This window comes from Actinomadura sp., assembly GCF_044508335.1.
Taxonomy (GTDB): domain Bacteria; phylum Actinomycetota; class Actinomycetes; order Streptosporangiales; family Streptosporangiaceae; genus Spirillospora.
Map to the genome: position 1 here is coordinate 1 of NZ_JBIQHY010000058.1, position 14,737 is coordinate 14,737.

16 protein-coding genes and 1 pseudogene are annotated in these 14,737 nt (G+C 74.2%); all 17 read right to left on the reverse strand.

Annotation, left to right across the window (positions count from 1 at the left end):
• A pseudogene (locus ACIWVC_RS19935) lies at positions 1–985 on the reverse strand (glutamate synthase subunit alpha); the annotation flags it as partial.
• Between the two features lie 294 nt (positions 986–1,279).
• Positions 1,280–2,503, reverse strand: a complete 1,224-nt coding sequence (locus ACIWVC_RS19940) for a hypothetical protein (protein WP_396454417.1) — start codon at positions 2,501–2,503, stop codon at positions 1,280–1,282.
• 108 nt (positions 2,504–2,611) lie between these two features.
• Entirely contained in the window at positions 2,612–3,391 is a 780-nt protein-coding gene (locus tag ACIWVC_RS19945) for a hypothetical protein (RefSeq protein ID WP_396447865.1), read from the reverse strand.
• A 69-nt stretch (positions 3,392–3,460) separates the two neighbouring features.
• Positions 3,461–4,183 (reverse strand): VIT1/CCC1 transporter family protein, encoded by a 723-nt coding sequence (locus tag ACIWVC_RS19950; RefSeq protein WP_396447864.1) that lies wholly within the window; start codon positions 4,181–4,183, stop codon positions 3,461–3,463.
• A 32-nt stretch (positions 4,184–4,215) separates the two neighbouring features.
• Positions 4,216–5,508 (reverse strand): prolipoprotein diacylglyceryl transferase, encoded by a 1,293-nt coding sequence (lgt, locus tag ACIWVC_RS19955; protein WP_396447863.1) that lies wholly within the window; start codon positions 5,506–5,508, stop codon positions 4,216–4,218.
• A 46-nt stretch (positions 5,509–5,554) separates the two neighbouring features.
• The gene (locus ACIWVC_RS19960; protein WP_396447862.1) at positions 5,555–6,385 is read right to left on the reverse strand and encodes a DsbA family protein; all 831 of its coding nucleotides are present in this window, start codon (positions 6,383–6,385) and stop codon (positions 5,555–5,557) included.
• A gap of 95 nt (positions 6,386–6,480) precedes the next feature.
• Complete coding sequence (locus ACIWVC_RS19965; protein WP_396447861.1) at positions 6,481–7,257, reverse strand: DsbA family protein; 777 nt, start codon at positions 7,255–7,257, stop codon at positions 6,481–6,483.
• Between the two features lie 60 nt (positions 7,258–7,317).
• Positions 7,318–7,809, reverse strand: a complete 492-nt coding sequence (locus ACIWVC_RS19970) for a vitamin K epoxide reductase family protein (RefSeq protein WP_396447860.1) — start codon at positions 7,807–7,809, stop codon at positions 7,318–7,320.
• Between the two features lie 185 nt (positions 7,810–7,994).
• Entirely contained in the window at positions 7,995–8,807 is an 813-nt protein-coding gene (gene trpA / locus ACIWVC_RS19975) for a tryptophan synthase subunit alpha (protein ID WP_396447859.1), read from the reverse strand.
• On the reverse strand, positions 8,804–10,039 hold the full coding sequence (trpB, locus tag ACIWVC_RS19980) for a tryptophan synthase subunit beta (protein WP_396447858.1): 1,236 nt from the start codon (positions 10,037–10,039) through the stop codon (positions 8,804–8,806). The genes trpA and trpB overlap by 4 nt, the downstream gene beginning before the upstream one ends.
• Positions 10,040–10,259: 220 nt before the next feature.
• Positions 10,260–11,066, reverse strand: a complete 807-nt coding sequence (gene trpC, locus ACIWVC_RS19985; protein ID WP_396447857.1) for an indole-3-glycerol phosphate synthase TrpC — start codon at positions 11,064–11,066, stop codon at positions 10,260–10,262.
• A 101-nt stretch (positions 11,067–11,167) separates the two neighbouring features.
• Complete coding sequence (locus ACIWVC_RS19990) at positions 11,168–11,623, reverse strand: DUF2752 domain-containing protein (protein WP_396447856.1); 456 nt, start codon at positions 11,621–11,623, stop codon at positions 11,168–11,170.
• 43 nt (positions 11,624–11,666) lie between these two features.
• On the reverse strand, positions 11,667–12,335 hold the full coding sequence (locus ACIWVC_RS19995; RefSeq protein ID WP_396447855.1) for a response regulator transcription factor: 669 nt from the start codon (positions 12,333–12,335) through the stop codon (positions 11,667–11,669).
• A complete protein-coding gene (locus tag ACIWVC_RS20000; protein WP_396447854.1) occupies positions 12,332–12,925 on the reverse strand; it encodes a Trp biosynthesis-associated membrane protein in 594 nt (197 codons plus the stop codon). Before ACIWVC_RS20000 ends, ACIWVC_RS19995 begins: the two co-directional genes overlap by 4 nt.
• Positions 12,922–13,305 (reverse strand): phosphoribosyl-AMP cyclohydrolase, encoded by a 384-nt coding sequence (gene hisI / locus ACIWVC_RS20005; RefSeq protein ID WP_396447853.1) that lies wholly within the window; start codon positions 13,303–13,305, stop codon positions 12,922–12,924. Before hisI ends, ACIWVC_RS20000 begins: the two co-directional genes overlap by 4 nt.
• Before the next feature lie 133 nt (positions 13,306–13,438).
• The gene (locus tag ACIWVC_RS20010; RefSeq protein WP_026405868.1) at positions 13,439–13,645 is read right to left on the reverse strand and encodes a cold-shock protein; all 207 of its coding nucleotides are present in this window, start codon (positions 13,643–13,645) and stop codon (positions 13,439–13,441) included.
• A gap of 247 nt (positions 13,646–13,892) precedes the next feature.
• A complete protein-coding gene (locus ACIWVC_RS20015; protein WP_396447852.1) occupies positions 13,893–14,576 on the reverse strand; it encodes a TIGR03085 family metal-binding protein in 684 nt (227 codons plus the stop codon).
• Between the last annotated feature and the right edge of the window lie 161 nt (positions 14,577–14,737).

Below are 14,737 nucleotides of genomic sequence, written 5' to 3' on the forward strand. Positions count from 1 at the left end.
ACGCCTCCGGGATCATCATCAGCACCGCGTGCGGCAGCGACCGGCCGCCGAGGTGCAGCAGCTCCAGGCACTCGTCGAACGACGCGGTGTCGGACGCCTCGATGTCGATCACCGGGTAGATCCGGGACAGGTCGCCCGGGATCAGGTCGGACTCCAGCAGCGCCTCGCGGGCCCGCATCCAGTTCCGGTTGCCCTTCACCGTGTTGATCTCGCCGTTGTGGGCGATGAACCGGTACGGGTGGGCCAGCTCCCAGGCCGGGAACGTGTTGGTCGAGAACCGCGAGTGCACCAGGGCGATCGCGCTGGCGAAGCGGCGGTCCGACAGGTCGGGGAAGAACGGCTCCAGCTGCGGGGTGGTCAGCATCCCCTTGTAGACGATCGTCCGGCTGGACAGGCTCGGGAAGTACACCCGGACGTCCTGCTCGGCGCGCTCGCGCATGCAGAACACGACGCGGTCCAGCTCCAGGCCGGTCTTGCCCGCGTGCGGGCCGCCGGCGGCGGGGGCGACGAACAGCTGCGCGAAGTGCGGCATGACGCGGCGCGCGGCCGGGCCCGTGAAGCGCGGGTCGTGCGGGAGCTCGCGCCACCCGAGGACCGTCAGGCCCTCCTCGACGCACAGTTTCTCGACGTGGGCGACCGCGGCGGCGCGCTCGTCGCCGTCCACCGGGAGGAACGCGATGCCGGCCGCGTAGCCGCCGGCGCCGGGGAGCGGGAAGTCGCAGACCTCGCGGAAGAACGCGTCCGGGATCTGGACGAGGATGCCGACGCCGTCGCCGTCGTCGGGCTCCGCGCCCACCGCGCCCCGGTGGTCGAGGTTCTTCAGCACTGTCAGGGCGTTCTCGACGATGTCATGGCTCTTGCGGCCGTGCATGTCGGCGACCATGCCGACGCCGCAGGCGTCGTGCTCGCCGGCCGGGTCGTACAGCCCCTGGGGGTCGGGGCGGCCCTGTGCGCGGGCAGCAGGTGTGAAGGCAGCCGAGGCCATCAACCCTCCCGTCGTCTCTTCGTGTCACTGCTTCGATGTCAGTGCAGTCGTGGGACGACGTTGGCCCTGCTGCGGTGAGATGACATTACATCACTGCCGGGATCATGCCCGACTGCACCAGATCGCGAAACTTCTCCTCGGCGATCGGACGGTGCGTCACCTCAAAGTGGTTTAGACCAATGATACGGGTACACCGGGCGGTGCCCGGCGCCGGTCCCGGTGAGCATCATCACCGTGACGCGATGTTTACCGTGACAAGCCGGTGATCTACCGGATATTTCCGCCGCCCCGCCGCTATTCGGACGCGCGGGCGGCGCGGCCGAGCACCGCCGGGGACTTGCCGCCCTCGATCAGCAGCGACAGCAGCGTCTCGTCGGTCGCGTCGCCCTTGCCGTCCAGCCGCTGCGCCCAGGACACCACGGCGAAGTGGCCCATGGCGAGGCCGCGCGCCATGCCGAACCCGCGGCCGAAGTCGTCCAGCGGCTCGGGGGCCTCCAGCGGCAGGACGAAGCCCGCGCCGAGCGTCTGCTCCAGCCTCGCGACGAACCGGTTCGCGTCCTGCGCGGTGTTCAGGTTGAACAGCGCGACCGCCAGCGCGTACCCGCTCCGCGTGTCGGAGTAGATGGCCCGCGCCGCCTGGGTGCAGCCGCCCCGGCCGAGTTCGGCGCCCACGGACCCGCCCCACACGGCGGCGGCGCAGTCGGCGTCCAGCCGCTTGGCGCGCAGCTTCACCTTGGCCTTCCCGCCGGGGACGGACAGCGTCGCCGCCTCCTTGGGGAACGCCTCGTCGGCGGTCAGCGGCGCGGAGTCGGCGCTGCGCGCGGTGATGCCGCCGTACGCGGGAGCCGAGGGGGAGCTGGAGTACGAGGTCGGCGACGGGCCGATCCCGGCCGGCGTCCCGATCTTCGCGTTCGTCGCGTGGTCCGCCGCGGTGCCGGTCCCGCCGCGGAACACGACCACGGCGCCCAGCCCGATCAGCACGAACACGGCCAGCACGGCCGCCGCGCCGAAGTACAGCTTCGCCCCGGGCCCGGCCGCGCTGCGCGCCTCCCCCGCCGCCTTGCCCCTGGCCTTGCCATCGGCCTTGCTCTTGGCCTTGGCCTTGGCCTTGCCGGGGTTCGCCGCGCCGGAGCCGGTCCTGCCGGGCTTCCTGCCCTTCGGAGGCTTCTTCGGCTTCCCGCCGCGCGGACCTGAGGGCGGCGCGGCGCCGTACGCCTCGCCGTACGCCTCGCCGTACGCCTCGCCGTACGCCTCGCCGTACGGTGCTCCCCCGTACCCCTCGCCGCCGTGCCGGCCGTCCCCGTAGGGCTCGCTCCCGTACGGCGCGCCCTCGTACGGAGCCTCGCCGTAGGCCGCGTCCCCGTAGGGCGCCTCGCCGTGCGGCCGTGCGGGCGGCGGCGGCGCGGGCCGCTCCCTCGGCGGGGCGGGGCGGCGGGCCGGGGCTCCTCGGCGGGGGCCGCCGGCGCGGGCGGGCGGGGTCCGGCGGGGGCCGGGCCGGCCGCGGCCCTGCCGGCTCACCGGGGCTCTCCCGCGGCCGCCGCGGCGGGGTTCATCGGGGTCCACGAGCGCGCAGACTACTGCCCGCCGGCCGGTGGCGCGTCCGTGCGCGGCGCGGTCACTGCCCGCTCACCCGCCGGAGGCCAGGTCGAGCCGCCCGTAGAGGAAGTCGGCGGCGTTCTCGATCACGAGGCTCACGTCGATCATCTCGTTGAGCGAGGCGGGCTGCGCCCCGCCGGCCCGCTCCACCCACGTGATCACGGCGTAGTGGCCGTAGGTCTTGGCGTAGGCGGCGCTGAACCCCTGCCCGAAGGCGGGCGCGTCCGGCGCGTTCAGCGGCGTCACCCAGCCCGCGCCGGTCGCCGGGTCGAGGTCGCGCAGGATCTGCTTGACGCCGTCCTCGGTCGCCATGTTCAGCACGACGAACTGGCCGACGTGCTTCTTGTCGGCGCTCACGTAGGCGGCGCGGACGAGCTGGGTGCACTGGTACTTGGCGAGGTCGGCCTGCAGGCGGCCGCCCCAGGTCCCGGCCTTGCAGTCGTTCGCCAGCTTGGACGCGGCCAGCTTGAACGCGTACTTGTCGGTCTTGAGGTCCTTGGCGGAGAACGCCTCGCCCTCGGTGATCGCGCGGGCGTCGGCGGACCGGGACGCGATCTGGCGGAAGCCCTCGCCGAGGTAGTCCGGCGTGTACGCGGTCGGCACCGCCGTCTTCGCCGCCTTCTCGTCGCCTCCGCCGGTGAGCAGGAGCACGGCCGCCACGGCGACGATCACCGCGACGATCGCGGCGGCGGCGCCGAACAGCAGCTTCGGGTCGGGGAGCTTGCGGCCGGGCTTGTCCTCCGGCCAGAAGTCACGCCCGCGGCCCTGCTGCGCGGTCTGGGCGGAACCTGAGTCACGAGCCTCGATCACGCCCCGGAGCTTAGCGGGCCGGGTGGTCGCCGCGCGCCCAAAAGGGCTTTTCGTCCAGATTCCTTGGCCCTACAGGCCGTTGGTGCCGATCAGCGCGCCGACGGCGTAGGTGACGCCCGCGGCGGCGGCGCCGAACAGCAGCTGCCGCGCCCCGCCGAACCACCACGGCCTGGTGGTGATCCGCGAGACCAGCGCCCCGGCGGAGAACAGGCCGAGGGCCGCGACGATCGCGGCCGGCCACAGCGACGCGGCGCCCAGCAGGTAGGGCAGCACGGGCAGGACCGCGCCGACCGCGAACGACAGGAACGACGAGCCCGCCGCCAGCACCGGCGAGGGCAGGTCGCCCGGCGTCACGCCGAGCTCCTCCCTGGTGTGCACCTCCAGGGCCTCGTCGGGGTCCCGGGACAGCTGCCGGGCGACCTCGGCGGCCGTCTCGGCGTCCACGCCGCGGGCCTCGAACACCTCGGCCAGCTCGCGCTCCTCGGCGGCCGGGTGGCGGGCCAGCTCCAGCCGCTCCACCTCGATCTCCGCCTCCGCCAGCTCCGACTGGGAGGCGACCGAGATGTACTCCCCCGCCGCCATCGAGAACGCGCCCGCCGCCAGGCCGGCGAGCCCGGCCAGCAGGACCACCTTCTGCCCGGCCTGCCCGCCCGCGACGCCCGCGATCAGCGCGAAGTTGGAGACGAGCCCGTCCATCGCGCCGAACACCGCGGGCCGCAGCCAGCCCCCGGTGACGTCGCGGTGCTGGTGGTGGCGCTCCGGGACCGCCCGGGGCTTCTTCTCACCGGTCATCTGAGCCTGCGTCCGACACCCGTCGCCGTCTCCTACTTCCCGTCCGCGACGGGTTCCCCCTTCGTCGCCCGGCGGGGGTCGGCGGCGCCGTCGCCCTCGGCGTCCACCGCGCCGGGCGCCTCGCCGGCCACCGCCTCGGCATCGGACTCGGCATCGGACTCGGCATCGGACTCGGCGTCGGGCTGCTCGTCAGGCTGCTCGTCGGCCTGCTCGTCGGTCTGCTCGTCGGCCGCAGTCTCGGGCTTCGGCTCGGCGTCCCGGGCGTCCTCCGCCGCGCCGGCCGCGCCGGAGCCCCCCTCCGGTTCACCGGCGGCGTCCGGCTCGTCCGCGGGCTCGCCGGCCTTCGAGTCCGTCTCGGCACCGGACTCCGTCCCGGCCTCGGCTGCGGCCTTCGCGTCGGTCCCGGCTTCGGGCCCGGTCTCCGGCTCGTCCCCGGCGGCCGGGGCGGCCGCGGTGCCGCCGGGCGCGGCGGCGGCGGTCGGGCCGCCGACGTTCTCCGGGCCGCTGCGGCCCCGGTTCAGGTACAGGTAGGCGACCGCGCCGAGGAACAGGATGATCGACGTCCAGTCGTTCAGCCGCAGCCCGAGGACGTGGTGGGCGTCGTCGATGCGCAGCGCCTCGATCCAGCCGCGCCCGACCGTGTAGGCGGCGACGTAGAGGGCGAACGCGCGGCCGTGCGTGAGCTTGTAGCGGCGGTCGGCCCAGATGACCAGGACCGCGACGCCGACGCACCACAGCGACTCGTACAGGAACGTCGGGTGGTAGGTCGCGACGTCGGCGTACTTGGGGTCGAGGGCGGGCCCGCCGTCCAGCATCGGCCGGTGGTTCTCGTCGATCTTCAGGGCCCAGAAGGCGTCCAGCGGGCGGCCGTACAGCTCCTGGTTCCAGTAGTTGCCCCAGCGGCCGATCGCCTGCGCGAGGGCGATGCCGGGCGCGACCGCGTCGGCGAGCGCCAGGATCGAGATGCCCCGCCGCCGGCAGCCGATGTACGCGCCGAGCGCGCCGAGCGCGATCGCGCCCCAGATGCCGAGGCCGCCCTTCCAGATCTCCAGCGCCCGCAGCGGCTCGCCGTTCTCCCCGAAGTAGCGCTGGTAGTCGGTGATCACGTGGTAGAGCCGCCCGCCGACCAGGCCGAACGGCACCGCCCACACGGCCACGTCGACGATCACGCCCGGGGCGCCGCCCTTGGCGGCCCAGCGCCGCTCGCCCAGCCAGACCGCGGCGACGATGCCGAGGATGATCATGATGGCGTAGGCGCGGACCGGGACGGGCCCGAGATGCCAGACGCCCTGCGAGGGACTCGGGATGTAGGCGAGCTGGTGCATGACCGTTGACGTTACCGCCTCCCGGACGCGGTGCGCGCCCTCTCGTTCATTGCGCTCCGGCCGCCGTGCCGCCGGAGCGGGCGCCGCCGTGCCGGGCGCCGCCGGAGGCGGGCGCGCTCCCGGCGGCCCTCGCGACGGCGTTCTCCAGCTCCTTGGGCGAGCCGAGGACGTCGTCGCCGACCTTCCTGCCGTTCAGCGCCAGGTACGGGGTGGCGTCGACGCCGGACCTCCCCGCCAGGGCGCTCGCCTGGTCGACGGTCTTCATCTTCTGCTCGCCGTTGACGCAGGCGGCGAAGGACGGGTCGGTCACCCCGAGGTCGGCGGCCCAGGCGATGAGGTCCTGCGGGGCGAACCCCTTCCGGCCCTCCTCGGGCTGCTCGGCGTAGAGCCGGTCGTGGTACTTCACCCAGTGCCCGGCGGGCATGCAGGCGGCGGCGTTCGCGGCCCGCCGCGAGTTCGACATGAGCGGCTCCTGCTGGAACAGCTGGAACGGCCGGTAGACGACCTTGACCTTCCCCTCCGCGGCGAGCCGCTTCATCGTCCCGCCGAGCCGCGCCTCCATCGCCTTGCACGCGGGGCACTGGAAGTCCTCCCAGACGTCGAGGACGGGCGCCTTCACCCCCGGCTGCGCCATGGCGACCGATCCGTCGCCCTGCCGGGCCGCGGGCGCGAGCGCGCCCTTGTAGTCGCCGACCGCGGGCCCGCCGCCCCCGTTCCGCGACACCAGCACGACGACGGCCGCGACCGCGGCGCCCGCCACGGCGACGGCGCCGAGGACCACCAGCAGCGCGCGCCGCCGGCGGCCCCGGGCCGCCGCCCGTGCCCGTTCGTCCGCGAGGCGCCTGCGCGCGGACGGTCCACTGCCCTGCTCGCTCATCGATCCCCCGATCGCCACCCTGCGTGATGCGTTCGCTACGAAGAGCGTAGCGGCGGCGGCCGGGGGAGGTCGTCAGGAAGCGCCGGGGGACGCCGTCACTTCCCGGCCGCGCCGGCGGCCTCGATGGCCGCGCGCAGCCCCGCCGGGTTCATGAACTGGCCGGAATCGAGCTTCTGGCCGTTCAGGAAGACGGTGGGCGTGCCGTCCACGCCGCGGTCCTGCAGCGCGTACTTGGTCATCGCGTCGACCTGGGACTTCTTCTGCTCGTCCCGGACGCACTTCTCGAAGTTCGGGTCGGTGACGCCGACGTCCTTGCCCCACTTGACGAGGTCGTCGGGCGAGAAGCCCTTCTCGCCCTCGGCGGGCTGGAACTTGAAGAGCGCGTCGTGGTAGGAGATCCACTTGTCGGCCGGGACGCAGAGCGCCGCCTCCGCCGAGCGCAGCGAGTTGATCCGGATGGGGTCCTTCTGCTGCCCGAACAGGTGGAACGGCCGGTAGACGACCTTGACCTTGCCTTCGAGCGCGAGCTTCTCGACCGTCTCGCCGGTGGACGCCTCGAACTGCTTGCAGATGGGGCACTGGAAGTCCTCGAAGATCTCCAGCTCCGGCTTGGTCACCCCGGCCTTGGCCATCACGATCGAGCCGTCGTCCTGCCGGCTGAGCGGGGCGAGCGCGCCCTTGTGCGGCTCGGCGCGGCCGTTCTTGTTCTTCTGGTCGATGACGAGGACGGTCGCGACCACGATCACCGCCACCGCCACCACCGATCCGAGGACGATGGCGAGCAGCCGCCGCTGCTTCTCCCGCGCCGCCTGCCGCTTGCGTTCGGCGGCCAGGCGCTCCCTCGCGGACCGCTCTCGTGCGGCCTTGCTCATTGGTTCTCCTCGTGCGTGCGGACCCGGGCGCCGCCACCGTGCGGCGCGGTAACGGCGAGATTAGTCGACCTGACCGATCCGCCGGAATTCGTCGATCAGGACTATCAGGAACAGCGCGACGGTGACGGCGTGCACCCCGGTGCACCACAGGCAGATCTTGTGCAGGATCGCCAGCTCGACGGTGACGAGGTAGACGACCATGAGCACGCCCACCGAGACGCCCGCGACGCGCGCCCAGCGCAGCGGAGGCCGCGCCGAGCGCAGCGCCCACGGCGTCAGCAGCGCGGCGAACCCGGCGAAGAACGCCAGGCCGAGCAGCGGCATCGGGATGCCGAGCAGGGTGGAGTACTCGCTCGTCGTGACCGCGTGGCAGTCGATCGTCGAGGTCGCCGAGCACACCAGCGCGCCCTCGTCGTAGTGGGTGATCGTCAGGTAGACCGAGATGCCGAGCCCGGCCAGCGTCAGCAGCCACGCCGCGACCTGGAACCATGCGGGCGGCAGCGGCGGCGGCGCCGTCTTGGCCCGGCCCTTCGCCGTCATCTCTTGCGTCATCGCGTTCCTTCCGGGACCGCCTCCTCCGGCGAACACACCCTACGGGAGAGGGGCGGTACCACAAGCAACAACTCGGCGGCGGCCGCGCGGAGTTCCCGGAGCACGGCGCGGCCCGCGCGGAAACGGGTTCTCCGCGTTCCGCGCGGGCGTGTCCGGGCGTGCTGCGCGGGCGTGTTCCGGAGCGGTCAGCGGCCGGCGCGGACGCCCGCCGCGAGCTCCTCGGTGAACGACCGGACCGCGGCCAGGCCCGCGCCGAGGTCGGGGGCCTCCAGGACGCGGCGGACGAACGCCGACCCGACGATCACGCCGTCGGCGAACCCGGCGACCTCGGCGGCCTGCGCGCCCGTGCCGACGCCGAGGCCGAGGCCGACCGGCAGCCCGGTCCCGGCCTTGTCGATGACCGCGCGGGTCCGCTCGACCAGCCGCGGGGCGCCGGTGTCGACGGCGGAGCGGGCGCCGGTGACGCCCATCAGCGACGCCGCGTACACGAACCCGCGGCACACGCCGGTGATCGTCTCGATGCGCTCGTCGGTGGAGCTGAGCGCGACGAGGAACACCCGGTCGAGGCCGTGCTCGTCGGACGCCTCCAGCCAGTCGCCGCCCTCCTCGGGCGTGAGGTCCGGGGTGATCAGCCCGCGGCCGCCGGCGGACGCCAGGTCGCGGGCGAACCGGCCGACGCCGTAGTGGTCGACGGGGTTCCAGTACGTCATGACGAGGACCGGTGCGCCGGCGGCGGCGACGGCCTCGACCGTCCGGAACACGTCGGCGACGCGGGCGCCGCCGGCGAGGGCCTGGTGGACGGCGTCCTGGATGACGGGGCCGTCGATCATCGGGTCGGTGTACGGCAGGCCGAGCTCGATGGCGTCGCAGCCCGCGTCGACCATGGTCCTGGCGACCTCGACCGCGCCGTCGACGGTCGGGAACCCGACGGGCAGGTAGCCGACGAGCGCGGCGCGCCCCTCGGTCTCGGCCTTCTCGAAGACGGACCGGACGCTCACTCGCCCTCTCCTTCCGGCATCAGGCCGAAGAAGGTCGCGGCCGTGTGCATGTCCTTGTCTCCGCGCCCGGACAGGCACACCACGACGGTGGCGTCCGGGCCCAGCTCCTTGCCGACCTTGAGCGCGCCGGCGAGCGCGTGCGCCGACTCGATGGCGGGGATGATCCCCTCGGTGCGGCACAGCAGCGCGAACGCGTCCATCGCCTCCGCGTCGGTGATCTCGCGGTACTCGGCGCGGCCGGTGTCGTGCAGCCACGAGTGCTCGGGGCCGACGCCGGGGTAGTCGAGGCCGGCGGAGATCGAGTGGGTCTCGAGCGTCTGGCCGTCGTCGTCCTGCAGCAGGTACGTCCGCATGCCGTGGATGACGCCGAGGGAGCCGCCGACGAGGGTCGCGGCGTGCCTGCCGGACGCGACGCCGTCGCCGCCCGCCTCGAACCCGTACAGCCGGACGGACTCGTCCGGGACGAAGGCGTGGAAGATGCCGATCGCGTTGGAGCCGCCGCCGACGCAGGCGACGACCGCGTCCGGCAGGGCGCCCGTCGCGTCGAGGCACTGCCGCCGCGCCTCGACGCCGATCACGCGCTGGAAGTCGCGGACCATCATCGGGAACGGGTGCGGGCCCATGACGGACCCGATGCAGTAGTGGGTGTCGTCGACGGTGGCGACCCAGTCGCGGAACGCCTCGTTGCAGGCGTCCTTGAGGGTGCGGCTGCCGTTCTTCACCGGGACGACCTCGGCGCCGAGCATCCGCATCCGGGCGACGTTGAGGGCCTGCCGCTCGGTGTCGACCTCGCCCATGTAGACGGTGCAGGTGAGGCCGAGGAGGGCGGCGGCGGTGGCGGTGGCGACGCCGTGCTGCCCGGCGCCGGTCTCGGCGATGATCCGGGACTTGCCCATCCGGCGGGTGAGCAGCGCCTGGCCCAGCACGTTGTTGATCTTGTGCGAGCCGGTGTGGTTGAGGTCCTCGCGCTTGAGCAGCACCCGGGCGCCGCCCGCGTGCTCGGCGAAGCGCTTCGCCTCGGTCAGCAGGCTGGGGCGGCCGGCGTAGTTCGCGAGGAGGTCGTCCAGCTCCCCGGTGAAGGCGGGGTCGCTCTTGGCGGCCTCGAACTCGCGGGTCAGCTCGTCCAGCGCGGCCATCAGCGCCTCGGGGGCGAACCGGCCGCCGAAGCGGCCGAAGCGGCCGGCGGCGTCGGGTACGGCTTCAGCACCGCGCGCGGCGGTGTCCGTGGTCATGGGAAAACGCGTCCTGTCGTGGGAGAAGTGGATGGGGTCGTCGGGGGCCTGGACTAGCCCCGCCATCGCTCCCGGAGCGGTTCGACCTGCATGCCCCCACCCTATCCAGTAGGCGTTTCCGTGTGGGCGCGGTCCTCGCGCACCCGGCCCTCGCGCACCCGGTCCCCGCGCACCCGGTCCCCGCGCACCCGGTCCCCGCGCACCCGCGCGGGCGGCGGGCTCAGCCGCTCTGCCGGAGCGCCGGGTGGGCGCCGGCGGCGACGAGGTCGGCGACGGCGGCGCGCGGGTCCCGGCCGATGACGAGGCTCTCCCCCACCAGGACCGCGTCGGCGCCGCTGGAGGCGTAGGCGAGCAGGTCGTGCGGGCCCCGCACCCCGGACTCGGCGATCTTCACGACGTCCTTGGGGATGGTCGGCGCGACCCGGGCGAACACCCCGCGGTCGACCTTGAGGGTGCGCAGGTCGCGGGCGTTCACGCCGACGACCCTGGCGCCGGCCTCGACGGCGCGGGCCGCCTCCTCCTCGGTGTGCGCCTCGACGAGCGGCAGCAGCCCGATGGACTCGGCCCGCTCCACCAGCGACACCAGGGCGGCCTGCTCCAGCGCCGCGACGATCAGCAGCACCATGTCGGCGCCCGCGGCGCGCGCCTCCCACAGCTGGTAGGAGGTGACGATGAAGTCCTTGCGCAGGATGGAGACGTCGACGTTGGCGCGGACGTCGGCGAGGTCCTGGAGGCTGCCGCCGAACCGGCGCCGCTCGGTCAGCACGCTGATGACCTTGGCGCCGCCGGCCTCGTAGTCGCGGGCGAGCGCGGCGGGGTCGGCGATCGCGGCGAGCGCGCCCTTGGACGGGCTGCTGCGCTTGACCTCGGCGATGACCGACACGCCAGGGCCGCGCAGCGCGGCGAGCGCGTCCCGCGGGGCCGGGGCCCGGGCCGCCTTCTCCTTGACCGCGTCGAGCGGGACCTCGCGCTGCCTGTCGGCGAGATCGGCCCGGACGCCTTCGATGATCTCGTCCAAAACGCTCAAGGTCGCAGGCCCCCTATTTCAGGTCGTTCCGTGCACCGATCGTAGCCGCCTCCCGTCGCGCGGCACCCACCCGGGAGGCCCTGTCCGACGCCTCGCGCAGGTCAGGGGGCCAGGGCGTGCGCGAACGGCAGGTTGCGCACGATCCAGTAGACGATGACGAGGCCGAGGAACGCGTAGACGACGGGCGGCTTGAAGAGGGCCGTGCGCATCGGCAGGCCCCGCGCGGCCGCGACCGTCCACCGCGCGTAGAGGTAGCCGAGGACGGGCAGCAGGGCGAACAGCAGCGGGTTGAGCCCGAACGCGGTGCCCGCGTCGCCGTGCGTCAGCGCGTAGACCAGCCGCGTCGCCCCGCAGCCGGGGCAGTAGTACCCGGTCAGCGCCAGGAACGGGCAGCCGGGATAGTGCCCCGCCTCGTTCGGGTCGCCCCGGAGGGCCACGATCAGGGCGCCGGCGGCGGCGCCGCCGAGCACCGCCGCCTGCGGCAGCAGCGCGCGCACCCCGCCGCGCGGCGCGGTCCGGGGCGCGTGCTCGTGCGAGGGGACGGATACCCGGGTCACACCGTCCACGATAGGCGGTGCGGCGGCGGGCGGCCCGGGGCCCTCACCCGTCGAGGACGTAGCCGATGCCCCTGACCGTCCTGATGGGGGTGCCCTCGCCGAGCTTGGCGCGGAGCTGGGCCACGTGGACGTCCACGGTGCGGCTGCCGGCGCCCGCGCCGGGGCCCCAGGCGGCGTCGAGGAGCTGCTCGCGGGTGAAGACGCGGCCGGGGTTGGCCATGAGGAATTCGAGGAGGTCGAACTCGGTGACGGTGAGGGCGACGCGGCGGTCGCCGGCGACGGCGGTCCGGTCGCGCGGGTCGAGGGCGATCGGCCCGGCCCGCAGCGGCACCGGGGGCGGCTCGGCGGGGGCGCCGCGGCGGAGCGCCTCGGCGACGGCGGCGACGAGGACGCGGGGGCCGAAGGGGCGCTCGACGCGGTGGTCGCCGAGCGAGCGGGCGGCGAGCGGGTCGAGGGGGCCGGTGACGGCGACGACGGGCGCCGGGCGGGCGGCGTCGGCGACCCGCCGGTACAGGTCGGCGGGCAGCGCGGCGGTGGACAGGTCGAGGACGACGGCGTCGGGCCGGGCGCGCTCGGCGGCGGCGGGCGCGCGGGCGGGGTCGGCCACGATCTCGACGTCGAAGCCCTCCCGGGCGAGGTAGCGGCGCTGCAGTTCGGCGACTGCGGGGTCGTGCTCGACCACGAGCACGACGCCGCCACCGTCGGCGGTCACGGCCGGCCGTTCCGCTGCGCGGTGGGGTCCTCGCCGCGGTCGAGGGACCGCCACATCGCCGACGGGTCGCCGGACTCGGCCTCCGCCGCGGGCGGGCGGGCGCCCGCGCGCTCGTAGCGGGACGACATCCCGGGCCAGCGGGCACCGCGCACGGCCGTGACGAGGCCGGCGGCGACGAGCAGGACGCCGCCGGCCACCGAGACCGTCCACCACGGGTTCACGTGCAGGGCGGGGTCGGCGCCGAGCCTGAGCAGGGTGCTCTTGTCGCCGGCGGCGGACAGGACGTTGGAGCGCCGGACGGCGGCCGCGGACGCGTAGGCGATCCCGGCCCCGAACAGGGCGATGAGGACGCCGACGGCGGCGCGGACGCGGCCGCGGGCGGCGAACAGCGCGGCGAGGCCGGCGAGGCCCGCCCAGCCGAGGGCGCCCGCGGCGCCGCCGAGGTCGCCGCCGGTGAGCGTCCGGGTGAACGGGGTGATGGCGTGCCGGGCCTCGACGGTGGCCCAGGGGCGGCCGGCGGCGAGCAGGGCGAGACCGGCGCCGGCGGCGCACAGCAGCGCCGCCAGGCCGCGTTCGCGCCCGGGCGTCATGCGCTCTGCTCGGGCCGCTCCCCGACGACGGCGTCGAGGACGTCGGCGTCCCAGCAGGTGCGGTCGCCGGTGTGGCAGGCGCCGCCGACCTGGTCGACCTTCACCAGGACGGCGTCGGCGTCGCAGTCCAGCGCGACCGACTTGACCCACTGCTGGTGGCCGGAGCTCTCGCCCTTCACCCAGTACTCCTGCCGGCTGCGCGACCAGTAGGTGCAGCGGCCGGTGGTGAGGGTGCGGTGCAGGGCCTCGTCGTCCATCCAGCCGAGCATGAGCACCTCGCCGGTGTCGTACTGCTGGGCGATGGCGGGCACGAGGCCGTTCGGGTCGCGCTTCAGCCGATCGGCGATCTTCGGGTCCAGGTTGGACGGGCGTGCGGACATGACCCGCAGTTTATTGCGCCGCGGCCCGCCCCCCGAACGCGGCCCGTGAACGCGGTCCCCGGAGCGGAGGCCCGGCGAACGAAAGGGCCCGCTCCCGGCGGAGGGAACGGGCCCAGACGTACGACTGCGGGTGTTACAGGGGGACGACCTGGTCGGCCTGCGGACCCCGGTTACCCTGCGTCACCTCGAACTGGACGCGCTGGTTCTCGTCCAGCGTGCGGTATCCGGAGGTCTGGATAGCCGAGTAGTGCACGAAGACGTCCGGGCCGCCGCCGTCCACGGCGATGAATCCGAAGCCCTTCTCGGCGTTGAACCACTTCACGGTGCCCTGCTGGGGCATGTCTTTCTCCTTGCGGCAAAACCTGGGCCCACACCTCGCGGGCCCGTGCGGTCGCTGCGGAACGCTCTCGCCCCCGGTACGGTCCCGGAAAAGCCAAAACGCCCGCTGCCATCAGTCCGCGGGCGTCTGCACGATCGAGAACCACGACTGCAACCGACCGACCCACAGTATCACCGGTTCCGCGTAAAGCGGAGGAGCCGCAAGGCACGCGATTCTCCTCTCGGCGAACCGTGCCGTTACCTGGCCGTTAAAGACTCCAACCGGTCTCGGTCAGGCTCTTGACAGCGTCCGTGGCCCCGGTGAGCCGGACGTCCGCGACGTCCCGGCGGCCCAGCGCCCACAGGACCAGTTCGCCGACCGGGCCGTGCACGCGGACGGCGCCGCGGGCGCCGCCGCGCGCGTCCCGGCCGCGGCCGGCCACCCGCAGGCTCCGGCCGTCCGGTTGCACCAGCGTTACCTCGACGTGAACTTTTCTTAGGACAAAGCGGGCAATTTTTATCCGCCGCCAGAGCACTTCCTCGAGTTCCGGCGAGATCTCCCGCCGCTCCCAGTCGGGACGCGCGCGCAGCACGTCCTCATGGTGCACAAAGAACTCGACACCGTTCGCGATTTCGTCGACCTTCGGAAGCGCGTACAGGGAGAACTTCGCGGGTCCGTCCCGAAACCGTTCCACCAGCCGCTCGAACGGGACGCCGCGCGCGGTGCGGCGGCGGACGCGCTCGGTGTAGAAGGACAGCGGGGGCAGCAGTATTCCGGGGGCGGTGTCGGGGCGGTTCTCCCGCACCACCAGATGCGCGGCCAGGTCGCGGGCGTCCCAGCCGGCGCACTTCGTGGCCGCGTCCGGCCCCGCCTCCGCCAGCGCGTCGGCGAGCAGCAGCCGCTCGCGGCGGACCGGGCCCGGTTCGGCGGGGCCGTCCTCGGAGGTGCTCATCGTCCGATCGTAGGGCGCAGCGGGACGGGCCGGGAATAAGGGACGGAGCGGGATGGTAGGCAATGTTCGGGCCCGCAGACCCCCGCACCGCGGCCGCGGTGGCATGTCCCGGGCCTCGTGCCGACCGAGCCGTGACCGAGGAGTCGCCGTGCCACCTGCGT

Excerpts from the sequence above, each read along its gene's own strand:
- ACIWVC_RS20000 (WP_396447854.1), bottom strand. The coding sequence starts at position 12,925 with ATGACGCCCGGGCGCGAACGCGGCCTGGCGGCGCTGCTGTGCGCCGCC.
- trpB (WP_396447858.1), bottom strand. The coding sequence starts at position 10,039 with ATGACCACGGACACCGCCGCGCGCGGTGCTGAAGCCGTACCCGACGCC.
- ACIWVC_RS20015 (WP_396447852.1), bottom strand. The coding sequence starts at position 14,576 with ATGAGCACCTCCGAGGACGGCCCCGCCGAACCGGGCCCGGTCCGCCGC.
- ACIWVC_RS19965 (WP_396447861.1), bottom strand. The coding sequence starts at position 7,257 with ATGAGCAAGGCCGCACGAGAGCGGTCCGCGAGGGAGCGCCTGGCCGCC.
- hisI (WP_396447853.1), bottom strand. The coding sequence starts at position 13,305 with ATGTCCGCACGCCCGTCCAACCTGGACCCGAAGATCGCCGATCGGCTG.
- lgt (WP_396447863.1), bottom strand. The coding sequence starts at position 5,508 with ATGCACCAGCTCGCCTACATCCCGAGTCCCTCGCAGGGCGTCTGGCAT.
- ACIWVC_RS20010 (WP_026405868.1), bottom strand. The coding sequence starts at position 13,645 with ATGCCCCAGCAGGGCACCGTGAAGTGGTTCAACGCCGAGAAGGGCTTC.
- ACIWVC_RS19960 (WP_396447862.1), bottom strand. The coding sequence starts at position 6,385 with ATGAGCGAGCAGGGCAGTGGACCGTCCGCGCGCAGGCGCCTCGCGGAC.
- ACIWVC_RS19970 (WP_396447860.1), bottom strand. The coding sequence starts at position 7,809 with ATGACGCAAGAGATGACGGCGAAGGGCCGGGCCAAGACGGCGCCGCCG.
- ACIWVC_RS19950 (WP_396447864.1), bottom strand. The coding sequence starts at position 4,183 with ATGACCGGTGAGAAGAAGCCCCGGGCGGTCCCGGAGCGCCACCACCAG.